Here is a 12,967-nt window from a genome sequence, read left to right on the forward strand (position 1 = left end):
TGATTCACCGCTTTCGCGAGCAGGCTCGCTCCCACATTGGTTTTGCATTGCATATCAGAATTGAGCGGGAATCAGTTCCATCGCAATCATCGGCTTGCTCCGCGCATACCGGCTCAATCGCTCTGCCATCGCTTGCGGCAGCGCCGGGTCGAACGTGAACCCGCGCCGTTCATAAAACTCGCGCAGATCCGGATGACAGAACAGCCACACCGGCTCCGTCACACCCTTCAGCGCCTCAGCGATCAACTGTGCAGCAATCCCCTGTTCACGACACACCGGATCAACAAACAACCCGGTCAACCAATGCCCACCCGCCACCGGCCGCAAACACAACGCAGCAACAATGTCGCCACGGCGCGCCACCCACAATTGCGCTTCGCGCACGGCTTTCATCGACGATTGATGGCTGCGGTAAAACTTGTTCATCAACGGCCACAAAGACGCGTCGAGCAGGGTGTATCGGGTATCGGTCATGGGATCGGACTGTCGGTGGGCAAAGCGGCGATTATAAAAGAACGTGCGCCTCGGGATAGGTGTATACCTGACCTCACATCCCCTGTGAGTGGAGTACGCATCATGTCCAAAGGTATGGATTCAAAGAAAGCCGCGAAGAAGAAACCGGCCAAGACTGCGATTGAGAAACGTGCGGAGAAGAAAGCCAAGAAGGTTGATATCTTCGGCCATTGAATACCAGCAGAACGGCCATTGCGAGTTATCGTAATGGCCGTGGGATGCGGTTGAAAGGCACCGCAATTATTCTAGATTCTCCTCAGACGCAGGTTATCCATTTTCGTAACGGTCCTTAAACCCCCCAAGTAAAGGAATAGAGTCATAGGTGATGCGGCGGGCGTTGTCCCTGAGTAGAAAGTGAACGCTCTCGACTGCCAAGCGCTGCTTGCGGGGAGAGTCCCACTGAAAACAACGGTATTGTTCTGGGAGAGGTAAAAACTCGCGGCGACTGGCGCTTGATAGTCGAAACTAAGCGAATACTGCTCGCCGATATCCACCTGAAATGTTTTCTGAAGATATACGTGAGAGTGTCAGATTTTTTGTGTGCGGGCCGGTAATGGCCTGCCGTCAGGCAGGCCGGGTTTTACCAGGTCGGCCTGATAAATCGATCTCCGTACAGAATCGCAAATTGGTTCATCGCACTCTTCCAGTCATGAGCCGCCGAGCCCCAGTTTGCCGTGATGTTACGCAGCCCAAGCCAGATCAGCTTGGTCGCTGCGTCATCCGTCGGGAAGTGGCCCCGGGTCTTGATGATCTTGCGTAGCTGAGCGTTGATGCTTTCGATAGCGTTGGTCGTATAGATCACTTTTCGAATGGCAGGCGGGAAGACAAAAAATGGAATCACTCGATCCCAGGCTCGTCTCCAGGCCGCCACCACCGTTGGGTATTGCTTACCCCAAGGGCCATTTTCAAAGGCATCCAGTGCTTCCTCAGCCGCTTCTGCGTTGATGGCTTGATAGATCGGTTTTAGCGCCTTGGCCAGCTCACGGCGCTTGTCCCACGCCGCGTAATCGAGGCTGTTGCGGATCAAGTGGACGATGCATGTTTGCAGCGTTGTTGCCGGAAATACTGCGCTTAGCGCCTCTGGCATGCCTTTGAGACCGTCAGTCACGGCGATCAGCACGTCCTCTACGCCGCGGGTCTTGAGGTCGTTGAAGACCTTCATCCAGAACTTCGCACCCTCGGTGTTTTCGATCCAGATACCAAGAATATCGCGCGTTCCATCGGGTAAAACACCCAGCGCCAAGTAAATCGCCTTGTTGCGGACAAGGCCTTCTTCTCGGATCTTGACCCGCAGCGCATCGAAGAAAATGACTGGGTACATCGGCTCAAGCGGTCGCTGTTGCCACGCACCAATTTCCTCCATCACCTCGTGCGTGACTGAGCTGATGAAGTCATGGGAAACGTCCGTCCCGTATTGCTCAGAGAGGAAAGCGCGGATTTCTCGAACGGTCATGCCTCGGGCATACATGGCGATGATCTTGTCATCAAAACCGGTGTAACGCCGCTCATGCTTGGGGATCAGAATGGGGGCAAAACTGCCATCCCGATCACGGGGAATCTCCAGCCGCAGCGGGCCATCCCCCGTCAAAATCGTCTTGCCCGTTTTGCCATTGCGCTGGTTGGTTTCATCCTCTGGGCGCTGCGCGCCCGGCGGATACCCCAGGTGGTGACCGAGCTCGGCACTCAATGCTCGCTCAATCAAGGCCTTCTTGAAGGCCGCAGAAGCGTCTTCAATAGCCTCTGCGGTAATCAGCCCCTCACCGAACTCTTCGAGCAGCTCCTTGGGGATTTTTGGTAGGTCACGCAGGGGTTTCTTTTTGGTTGGCATACATGCACCTCTTACTCATGTTATGCCCGAACACAAAATTTCTGACACCCCCAATGGTTTTGCAGCACAGCGATGGATTGCCCCGTTGCAGTTAAAAGAAATGCATTGACCAGTTGCCCCACTTCAATCCAGGGCCACGGCCCCAGCCAGTACGTTGCATTGCCAGTAAATCTGCTGAGGTCAATGACTGAGCCATTCGCTTCGCGAATTGTCGCCTGGGGCAGACGCGAATCGACTGGAGAAATAGGCAATACGGTGAACGTGGCAGCGGGGGACTCGCCGACCTGCTCCCCAGCCCTGTGCAGACGCCACAGGAACCTGATCGCTCTCCCGTGTCTCGCTGCCAGGAATGCTGAACTCAACTTGATATCGGCATTGTTGTCACGGTCAAACTGCGCCAATGGAAACTGTTGAGCAGGCGAATCAACGTCAACTGGCTGCGCTAAATCCCCGGCCCGTGCGCGAGGGTAGTGAATGCGCAGCGTCACCCCGTTCCTGTAAGTAATCGCATCTACCGGGCTCGTGGCGTCTACGAGTAACGGCGGTAACAAGTCGATGGTTGTTTCTTCGCCAAACTTCAACACGCGCAATTGGGAAACGACTTCCACCTCACCCGGATTGGTAATTGTGTTCTGCAGAAACAGCGGTTTATTGGCGTAGGGCGCGATGTATTTGGCTTCCACGGTGAAGATGACAGGTTGCAACGGGTCGGTGACGATCAACTGGAAGATAAACAAGACGCCGATATTGTCCTGATCACTGGTTTGCCAGCGAAGTTCGACTTTCGCACCTTTTTTCAAAGGCCAGTAATCGGCGACTTTCACGGTAGCCCTTAGCGTATCGACTGGCAGTTTACCGTCCTCCAGCGGTTCGATAATCGGCGGGCCCAATGGCAGGGAGGTGCCGCTAACCGTTACGTCGGCGGGTTTTGAAAGCTGAGTCTTGCCTGTTTTGATCTGTGAGTAAGACGCCCGCACCGAACCACCGATCAGATTGCGAACCCGTTCATTCTCCACCTTAAACGTCACCGCTCTGCTGGCGACGTTGAATGTCTGCCTGTAGGTGTGAGTGACTGGCTCGCCACTTTTGGTAAACGCTGCCAATAGCAGTTCGATCTGGTCTCCCTTGGCGAAGACTCCGGTGACAAGGATATTCATGAAAGCGTCTTTGAGCATTTCGTAGTTGATCACGTTGTCGGCATCGGCCTGCTCGAAAATCGGTGCGCTCAACAACACCACGCCGGGTTTGAATGGGAGGATCAGTGGATCCGACCAACCGCTGGGGTTTTCCACCACATCGAATACTTCATAACGCACTACCAGACTATTGGTAGGTGCCAGCGTGGCGAGTTGCTCAGGCGTCAATTCAAAAATCACATCGCCCAATTCGGTGACCTCGGTCTCCAGTAGCAGAGAACCAAAGGCCAACACCACGATATCGCCGATCAATTGGTTGAAGTACGCCAGCACCGTGACGAACATGCCTTCATCGATCACGGTCTGATCGACGACACTTTCCGAAGCCACCGGCAGCTTGAGGCCCTGATTGGATGGCATGCCAGCGTCGCTGTCGGGTTCTCCGGGCGCGGGATATTTGTAGAATAATTGAGCGTGCGCTGAATCTTCGGGGGTATTACCGCTCACGCGCGTGACCTCGACCCAGAACGCCTTGTTTTGCTTCTTCAGGGGTTCAAATTTGGCCTTCATGACTGCGGCGGTAATGTAGAACGGGATGTTTTTGGCGGTGCCGTCAGCTTTGAAATGCGCCTCGGTGACCGAGAATTCGGCGACAGGGATGCCCTGATCGATGAAGACTCTTATCCCGTCACCGATGGCCATATTGAGATAAGCCAAAATGTATACCAGTAACCCGCTACGGTCGCCGGAGACCATAGCGATGTTGACCCCATGCGCGCCATCATCCTGGGCTTTGTAATTGATCACTAAGGGCGGCGGAACGGCAAGCACACCGATGCCAGGATCAGGCGGAAACACTACGGTTTGATTTGAAACAGACTCGGCGTTCGTGATCGGACTGTTCATGCGTGCTCACCTTCCATAGGCGGTGCCTGAGGGGCACCGGCAGGAAATGATTAGAACGCCGGGGAAAGATCCTGCCTACTGTCATATCTGACAGGTGCGGGCATTTTTAAGACGAACGGTCAGGAGCGTTTGACTTTAAAACGCAAACCCCGCCGTCCCGATGATCGGGGCGGCGGGGTTTGTCTGCCTGAAGAGATGTATGGCCGTGAGGCCGCTTTCGCCAGCAAGCCCGCGAAGGGGGGAACTGGGGACGGTTTCCTCACGCAGTTGAATGCTGATCAGCCTCCGGGTTTCTCCAGCCCGATCATGATGGAATCAGGGTAAATGCGGGGCCCTCAAAGCCTCTTATCCCCTCAGGTCCCCAAGCAATCGCAGACAAATTACCGCCCGGCGTGATGTAGTGTCCCGCCACAAGTCTTTGTTGCGTCGGCGTCTGATAGACAACCCTGTAACGTGGGTCCATACCCGTGGTTGCCTGTCTGAAAAACTGATGATAGTTAGAAAAATTTGCTTCAAATGCCCGAATGACCGGGCCGGCATCTACCGCGCCGGGTAATACCACACCGCCTCTTGCCACGCCCCATGAGTGGAGCTGATCAAAATTCATTCTGTCGGTTATGGGACCCAGGATCAGGGTATAGATATTTGACACTCGCACTGGAAAGGACACTTCAGCGCCTGTGCCGTCCTTTGCGATGATGTTCGCTGTTCCGCTACGTAATCCGGATACTTTCCCCGTATTGCTCACATGGGCGATAGCTGGATTCGAAGATCTGTAGGTGATGCCAGGCACGCCCCCGGTCGCCTGCCGAATCCCCGTATTGCGTGGAACTTCTCTTGTTGAGAGCCCGTAGGACTGGTGAAACTTGACACCGTCCAGCACCATCAACGAACTATCGATCGACAATGGGCTTCTGATCGTCAATGTCCTCTGCGTCGACTCGGCCCCGCTGCCATACAACGCTTTGACCTTGTAGCGGTGATTGCCGAGTGTCTGGGCCCTCAGGGTGCAAGTCCATTCACCGGAGTCAGGTACGAGGATCGTGGCCTTCAACACATTCGCGTCAAGCAGTTCAATGTTCTTCCCGGCGTGCCCCTTGCCGACCAATACGAATGTGGTTTCGGGGGTACTGGTACCGTCATGGATCTCAACATTACTCGGCAAACCTTTGAGCGAATCAATCGTTGGAGGGACATAGGCGATCTTCGAAATACTCAGCTTCAGCACGGGAGATTTTTCTGCTTGCCCGCCATTGGGATTCAGAATCCATTGAAATGAAATCTCCGTACCTTGCCGAGCTTCGAGAAACGCCTGCGTCAGCACCGTATTGACGCGATTGTTTGTGTCGAATTTCTCCAACGGATATGGAGGTGTCCCGTCCGGAGGATTGACCTCGACCAATTGCGCCCAGTCGTCAGGCAGGGCGCCCGGGTGTTCAATTTGCACTGTCACACCCTCCGGATAGGCCGGTACATCAATCGGACTGACCGCTGGTTTGACCAAGGTGGGGGCGAGCAACGGCTCATCCTGAGTGAGGTGAATATCCAATGTCGTGCTGGCGGAAATGGCAGTGTGGCCCAACTGGTCGACCACCACAAAATCGACTTCGCTCAGGCCTTCTCCCACTTTTTCGAAGTCGGCGGTATACAGCGTCATGGTCACGGGGGTTGGAGGGTCGCTCACCTCCAGGGTGAACAACTCATTGCCCATCCGAAGGCGCACCTCATCATAGGGCTGCACGGGGTTGTAGGTGAACGTGAATAGGACTCCTTGCTTCGCCCGTTCAGCGCTGACGCCATTGGTGACCACGTCGTCTGGGATTACGAGGGTGAGGTTGACCGGTCCGCGCAGGTGGTAGAGCAAGAGCAGGTCGCGCGACCTTTCGACGTTGCCACTGAGGCGCCTCACTTGGTAATGCAGGCGGTTGACGCCGTGAATGAAATGCCCGTGCGGTACGTTCAGGGAGATGCGCTTTTGCTCGTCGCCAGGCTGGATAGTGGTGCTGTCCACCGGCGTGGGGTGGCCATTGACATGCAAGTCAACCGAATCGTATGCCTCCACGACCTGATTGCTAAGCTGCATTTCAGTCAACGGATCAGCCACGCACAGCAGGCCGGCAGGCTTATCGTTGTAGAGCGGTCTGGGGACGCCGACGTTGGCGCGTTCAGGCGGTTTGATCGGCTGCAGCGAACCGGGTACGAAAAGCGGAAAAAGATCAAAAACCACATCAAGCGTAGAATCGTTGATTTCCATGATGCTCTCCTGACCGAAACAGGTCGGTGGGTGGTGGTAGGAAGGCATCACACATCGTTTGTAGAGCACCGGCAACTGTCAGATCTGACAGGTGAGGGCAGATTTCAGACAAGCGGTCGTTGCGCCTTGGGCTAAAACGACAAAATTTTTCACCTCCGGTAGATGAAGGACGTTTTTTCTGTCTGGAAGGCATGGGTTTGCGATGAGTCAGTCTTCGCGAGCAGGCTGGCTGCCACTGCGTGCCCTGAAAAAGAGAGGGGCTTTACCGAGACTCAAGACTTGCGCAGGGTCTTCTGCCGCAAAATATAAACCGTCACCAGCACCGCACTCGTCAACATAAACCCCCGCGCCCACATCAACGGCACCAGGTAGCAGGAAAACAGAATACTCGCCCACATCAGCCCGATCGCGTAGACCTTGCCCTTGAGCGGAATACCGTTGCCATCGAGATAATCGCGAATCCATGGCCCAAGCCGGGGATGTTCGACCAGCCAGCGATAGAAGCGCGGCGAGCTCCGGGCGAAACACGCGGCCGCAAGCAGTAGGAAAGGGGTGGTGGGCAGGACGGGCAGGAAAATCCCGATCACCCCCAATGCCACGCTAAGCCAGCCGATGGCCAGCAGGATGTAGCGCAACATCAGGGGGCGGTTGCCTATGGGGTTGTCCATAGGCCGGTTCTTAGTGGTGACGTGGCTTGAGGATCGCCGGTTTTTCGTCAGGCGCCTGGCACAACAGGTACAGCGCGGTCAGGGCTTCCGGGATCTGTACGATCATGTCGTCCATCAGGTTGGCGTCTTTGGCAATGTCTTCGAACTCTGGCTGTTCGTCGAACAGGCCCGAACCGACCATGATCGGCAGGAGCATTTCGCTGACTTCTTCTTCGGCGGTTTCGAACCAGGCGGCTTCACGCAGGAACACGCCTTCCATGAAGCCGATGCACCAGCCGCGCAGCTCGGAATCGTCCGGCTCTTCGCCCAGATCCAGTTCGCAGGGCAGCTCGAATTCTTCGTCGGACGCCAGTTGACGGGCGATGTGCGCCTTGAGGCCGATCAGCGTGGCTTCGATCTCTTCGCGCTGGGCTTCGCCGCTGTAGTGCGGTTCTTCGGCGAACAGGGCGTCGATCCATTCACGCTCGGGCACTTCTTCCGAGCAGATCGACAGCGCGGTCAGGTAACCGTGGGCGGCCACGTAGTCCAGCGCCTCGTCATGCAGTTCGTCGGCGTCGAGGAAGACTTGCAGGCGGGTCAATTGCTCAGCGAAGGACATTACGGGGCTACCTTGGGGGAATAAACAATGCGGGAATTCTAGGCCTTCTTGCGCGCTCAAGCCAGCCGCATGGCAGATTTGCCGCAATTGCCGGACAGCATTGCAAACCTTGTGGGAGCGAGCCTGCTCGCGATAGCGGCGTATCAGGCGCCTTTGTATCTACTGACCCATCGTGTTCGCGAGCAGGCTCGCTCCCACAGGGTCGTTGGGAGGCTGCTTACAGAATGTGTCTTATAAGCGGCACCCTGTGCAGGGGAGCGCTCGGGTATACTGCCGCGTTTTGCGATCCCTGCCCGTATTGCGGCCGCTGTGCAACGCGCCCTTACGTTTTGTTTAAAGCAGCCATGGCTGACTTGAACCAGCCTGAGCAGGGATGTATCGGTAGATTTTTGGAGTTTTTATGCTCGAACAGGCTCAACGCGTCCTCAAGGACATCTTCGGCTACGACAGTTTCCGTGGCCGTCAGGGTGCAATCATTGAGCGCGTGGCCAGCGGTGGTGATGCGCTGGTGCTGATGCCTACCGGTGGCGGCAAGTCGCTGTGCTTCCAGGTCCCGGCACTGCTGCGTGATGGCCTGGCGGTGGTGGTCTCGCCGTTGATCGCCTTGATGGACGATCAGGTCGCCACCCTCGATGAACTGGGGGTCGCCGCCGCAGCGCTGAACTCCACGTTGAGCGCCGAACAGCAGCGTGATCTGGCCACACGGATCAAGCGTGGCGAAGTGAAGATGCTCTATCTGGCGCCCGAGCGACTGGTTCAGCCGCGCATGTTGTCCTTCCTGCAGGGATTGAACATCGCGCTGTTCGCCATTGACGAAGCACACTGCGTGTCGCAATGGGGTCACGACTTCCGTCCGGAATACCTGCAACTGGGCCAGTTGGCCGAGATGTTCCCGGACGTGCCGCGCATCGCCCTGACCGCCACTGCCGACAAGCGCACCCGCGAAGAAATCGTCACTCGTCTGCATCTGCAGAACGCCGAGCGCTTCCTGTCGAGCTTCGACCGGCCGAACATCTTTTATCGCATCGTCCCCAAGGAGCAGCCGCGCAAGCAGTTGCTGGCGTTCCTCGCCGAGCGACGCAGCGACGCGGGCATCGTCTATTGCCTGTCGCGCAAGAAAGTCGAAGAAGTCGCGGCGTTCCTCAGCGAACAGGGTTTCCCGGCGCTGCCGTATCACGCCGGCCTGCCCAACGAGCTGCGTGCGTTCAACCAGAAGCGCTTCCTCAATGAGGAAGGCCTGATCATGGTCGCCACCGTGGCGTTCGGCATGGGCATCGACAAACCCAACGTACGCTTTGTCGCCCACCTCGATTTGCCGAAATCCCTTGAAGCGTATTACCAGGAAACCGGGCGCGGCGGCCGTGACGGTCTGCCGGCGGATGCGTGGATGGCCTACGGTCTGCAAGACGTGGTGATGCTCAAGCAGATGCTGCAGAACTCCGAAGGCGACGAGCGCCACAAGCGTCTGGAGCAACACAAGCTCGACGCCATGCTCTCGCTCTGTGAAGAGACCCGTTGCCGCCGGCAGACGCTGCTGGCGTATTTCGATGAAGACATGCCCGAGCCGTGTGGCCATTGCGACAATTGCGTCGACGGCGTGCAGACCTGGGACGCCACTGAACCTGCGCGTCAGGCGCTGTCGGCGATTTTTCGCACCGGCCAGCGTTATGGCGTCGGCCATCTGGTCGATGTGCTGCTGGGCAAGGACAACGAAAAAGTCCGCAGTTTTGGCCATCAGCATCTGTCCGTGTATGGCGTCGGCAAGGCACTGAGCGAGAGCGAATGGCGTTCGTTGTTCCGCCAGTTGGTCGCCCGTGGTCTGGCCGATGTCGATCATGAAGGCTATGGCGGTCTGCGTTTGAACGACAGTTGCCGGCCATTGCTCAAGGGCGAAGTGAGCCTGGAACTGCGCCGCGATTTGAAACCACAAGTCACCGCCAAAACTGCCAGCAAGAGCCCGGCCAGCCAACTGGTGCGTGGCGAAGAACGCGAACAGTGGGAAGCCCTGCGTGCCTTGCGCCGCAAGTTGGCCGAAGAACATGGCGTGCCACCGTACGTCATCTTCCCGGATTCGACGCTGCTGGAAATGCTCCGCAGCCAACCGACCTCGCTGGCGGACATGGCCCGGGTCAGCGGCGTTGGCGCGCGCAAGCTGGAGCGTTACGGTGAGGCCTTCCTCGAAGTGCTCGGTGGCGAAGCCGAGGCGCCGAAAGTGGTGGCCGATGTGCGCCACGAGCTGATCACTCTGGCCCGCGCCGGCATGACCCCGATGCAAATCGCCGGGCAGTTGCAGTGCTCGGAGAAGAACGTTTACACCATGCTTGCCGAGGCGATTGGCAAACAGCAGTTGTCATTGGAGCAGGCGCTGGATCTGCCGGAAGAATTGATGGGCGAAGTGCAGGACGCGTTCCTTGATGGCGAGGGCGAACTGCCGTCGGTCGCCGAAATCGCAGAACTGTTTGCCGGCCGCGTGCCGGAAGGCGTGCTGTATTGCGTGCGGGCTGCGCTGCAATCGGAATTCGAGATGTGAGACGGCGTTTGCGCCAACCCCCATACAGTTGTAACGATTCAGTACAGACCGCCACTTGCCTATAGCTGCAGCTCATGCTTAGCTGACTAATAATTAGTTTTTCTCTATTACATCAGTCTAATCATGAGTGTTTTATGCCGTTAACCGATCAACACCGCTTTGGCATGCAACTGGCCCAGATGTCTCGCGGCTGGCGTGCCGAGCTGGACCGGCGTCTGGCCGGTCTGGGCTTGTCCCAGGCGCGCTGGCTGGTGCTGCTGCATCTGGCGCGTTTCGAGGAAGCACCGACCCAACGTGAGCTGGCGCAAAGCGTCGGTGTCGAAGGCCCAACCCTGGCACGCTTGCTCGATAGTCTGGAAGGCCAGGGTCTGGTGCAACGCCAGTCCGTGATGGAAGACCGCCGGGCGAAAAAAATTGTCCTCTGCGCTCCGGCTCTGCCGCTGATCGAACAAATCGAAACCATTGCCACACAACTGCGTCACGAATTGTTCGAAGGCGTCGATGAGGCGGATTTGAAAGTGTGCATGCGCGTTCACGGGCACATTCTGACCAATCTGGAAAGATCTTGAGGCACAACCACGTGCCGGTTTTTTGAGAGATCGCGCTGAGCAGACTATAAGAACTACTGGGCAATATCGTGTTCGTACCGGATGTGCGAACCGCATAGAAGTCGGTTTTGCTTATTTAAGGGATGCTCATGCTTGCAAGTTGGCACGTGGTACTGCGCGTTTGCGCCAAAGGGTTGTTGGTTGCTGGCGCAGTTGGCTATTCAACCTTGTCGCTGGCCCTGGGGCTGGGTGAGATCACGGTTCACTCAGCCCTCAATCAGCCGCTCAAGGCCGACATCGCACTGGTCGATGTCGGCGGTCTGACGCAGAACGATCTCTCGGTGAGCCTGGCCACAGCGGACGAATTCGGCAGTGCCGGGGTCGAGCGGGTGTTCTTTCTCAACGACCTCACGTTCACGCCGATCCTGCATGGCAATCGCCAGATGATCCGGGTGACCTCCAGCAAACCGGTCAACGAACCCTTTCTGAATTTCCTCGTACAGCTCAATCAGCCCAATGGCCGCTTGCTGCGTGAGTTCACGGTGCTGATCGATCCGCCGGGTTCGCCCGGTATCGTTCCGGCCACCGATGAGCCGGATCCGCGCGCGCAGTCCTCGGCGTTCCCTACTGTCGAACCGATGACCGCGCCGCCACAGGCCGCTCAAGGCAAGCGTGACACGCCGGCCCCGCCACCATCAGCAACGCCGCCCGCCAACGATGCGCTCGCCGAGCAACTGGCCGCCAGCGTATTGCAGAACCAGCAGTTGCAAAAAAACCTCGACGAACTGAACGCGAAATTGCGGGCGCAGGATGTGCAGATTGTCGCTGGCAAGAAGCAGGTCAGTGACCTGCAAACCCGCTTGGCCGAACTGCAAAAGGCACCGCCTGCTCCGGCAGTGACTGCGGCGCCTGCGCCGGTTGTTGCACCGACTGAAGCCACAGATGAAGGTTTGAACTGGCCGCTGCTCGGGGGGCTTCTGCTGTTGCTGGGGGCATTGGCTGCGCTGTTCCTTTATCGCCGCCGGCAACAACAGAAACCGGGTGACGCGCCGCTGCCGATTGTGCCGCTGCACGATGAAGCCGACGTGGAAGAGGCCGAACCTGCCGAACACGTCAGAAGTCATGCCGCGACCGAGCATCGCGAGGAACCGGCCGCAGGCGATGTTCTGGAAGCGGTGGGGATCTATCTGGCCTATGGGCGACTCGGTGAAGCGGCCGGGTTGTTGCGTGATGCATTGCACAAGGAGCCGGAGCGCATCGATCTCGGTCTGCAATTGCTCGACGTGTTGGGGCGTCAGGGTGATAGCGCAGCGTTCGAGCAGCAGGAAAGTCATCTGCGAGCGCTGGGTGTGGAGGCGCAATCCTTGGAGGACATACGCGCCCGGCATCCGAAACTGGTGACTGCTGCATCGCGGGTGGCAGCCGCGCCACTGGTCGCCAACGCCGCGCCGGTGATTGCCGTTGCCCAAGAGCCTGCGGCAACCGAGGACGAGTTCGAGTTGAATCTGGAAGCGTTGTCGATGGATTCCAGTTGGGATCTGGAGGACAGCCGTTCGGCGTCGGTTCAGCCATCCGCCGAAACTTCTGCTCTCGGCTCCAGCCTGCAAGTGTTGCCTCAGGATTTTGAGTTGCCGGTAGCCGCCGCCATTGAAGACGCGGAGCTTGAGTGGATCCCGGAGCCGGAGGCGCAGCCGCTGGACGATGACTTCCTTGAAGCATTTTCCGATCCGCAGCCGTCGCTGGCGCTGGAGCCCTTGAATTTACAGATGTCAGTGCCAGACGAGGCGGGGGCGGGGAAGCTCGAACAGGCCCAGACGTGCATCGATGATGGCGACATCGACAGCGCGATTGCGCTGCTCAATGAATTGCTCAAGGAAGGCGATGAGCCCTTGAAGCAAACCGCCCGAACCCTTCTGGCAGGCATCCGCTGAATTGAGTGTCAGGTGTTGTTGGGCTTGACTGTCCTGCCGCCTTCGCGAGCAGGCT

General features: G+C 57.6%; 9 protein-coding genes. 3 read left to right on the top strand and 6 right to left on the bottom strand.

What is annotated here, in order from left to right:
• Positions 1–54: 54 nt before the first annotated feature.
• The 6 genes from ATI02_RS02025 to ATI02_RS02050 all read right to left on the bottom strand — a co-directional run bounded on the left by ATI02_RS02025 (position 55) and on the right by ATI02_RS02050 (position 7,903).
• On the bottom strand, positions 55–474 hold the full coding sequence (locus tag ATI02_RS02025) for a GNAT family N-acetyltransferase (protein ID WP_100845306.1): 420 nt from the start codon (positions 472–474) through the stop codon (positions 55–57).
• A 619-nt stretch (positions 475–1,093) separates the two neighbouring features.
• Positions 1,094–2,341, bottom strand: coding sequence for an IS256 family transposase (locus ATI02_RS02030; protein WP_095191982.1), 1,248 nt, complete (start codon positions 2,339–2,341; stop codon positions 1,094–1,096).
• A gap of 20 nt (positions 2,342–2,361) precedes the next feature.
• Positions 2,362–4,383 (bottom strand): hypothetical protein, encoded by a 2,022-nt coding sequence (locus ATI02_RS02035; RefSeq protein WP_100845307.1) that lies wholly within the window; start codon positions 4,381–4,383, stop codon positions 2,362–2,364.
• 304 nt (positions 4,384–4,687) lie between these two features.
• Positions 4,688–6,637, bottom strand: a complete 1,950-nt coding sequence (locus ATI02_RS02040; protein ID WP_100845308.1) for an Ig-like domain-containing protein — start codon at positions 6,635–6,637, stop codon at positions 4,688–4,690.
• A gap of 272 nt (positions 6,638–6,909) precedes the next feature.
• Positions 6,910–7,305: a YbaN family protein gene (locus ATI02_RS02045; RefSeq protein WP_100845309.1), complete on the bottom strand. Its 396-nt coding sequence runs from the start codon at positions 7,303–7,305 to the stop codon at positions 6,910–6,912.
• Positions 7,306–7,315: 10 nt separating this feature from the next.
• Entirely contained in the window at positions 7,316–7,903 is a 588-nt protein-coding gene (locus ATI02_RS02050) for a UPF0149 family protein (protein ID WP_095187800.1), read from the bottom strand.
• A gap of 400 nt (positions 7,904–8,303) precedes the next feature.
• On the opposite strand from ATI02_RS02050, the gene recQ reads away from it, so the two are divergent.
• The 3 genes from recQ to ATI02_RS02065 all read left to right on the top strand — a co-directional run bounded on the left by recQ (position 8,304) and on the right by ATI02_RS02065 (position 12,912).
• Complete coding sequence (gene recQ, locus ATI02_RS02055; protein ID WP_100845310.1) at positions 8,304–10,433, top strand: DNA helicase RecQ; 2,130 nt, start codon at positions 8,304–8,306, stop codon at positions 10,431–10,433.
• A 134-nt stretch (positions 10,434–10,567) separates the two neighbouring features.
• Positions 10,568–11,002 carry a MarR family transcriptional regulator gene (locus ATI02_RS02060; RefSeq protein WP_100845311.1) on the top strand — a complete coding sequence of 145 codons (435 nt, stop codon included), beginning with the start codon at positions 10,568–10,570 and terminating at the stop codon, positions 11,000–11,002.
• 128 nt (positions 11,003–11,130) lie between these two features.
• Entirely contained in the window at positions 11,131–12,912 is a 1,782-nt protein-coding gene (locus ATI02_RS02065; protein ID WP_100848416.1) for a motility hub landmark protein FimV, read from the top strand.
• Positions 12,913–12,967: the final 55 nt, after the last annotated feature.

Source organism: Pseudomonas baetica (genome assembly GCF_002813455.1).
Lineage (GTDB): Bacteria > Pseudomonadota > Gammaproteobacteria > Pseudomonadales > Pseudomonadaceae > Aquipseudomonas > Aquipseudomonas baetica.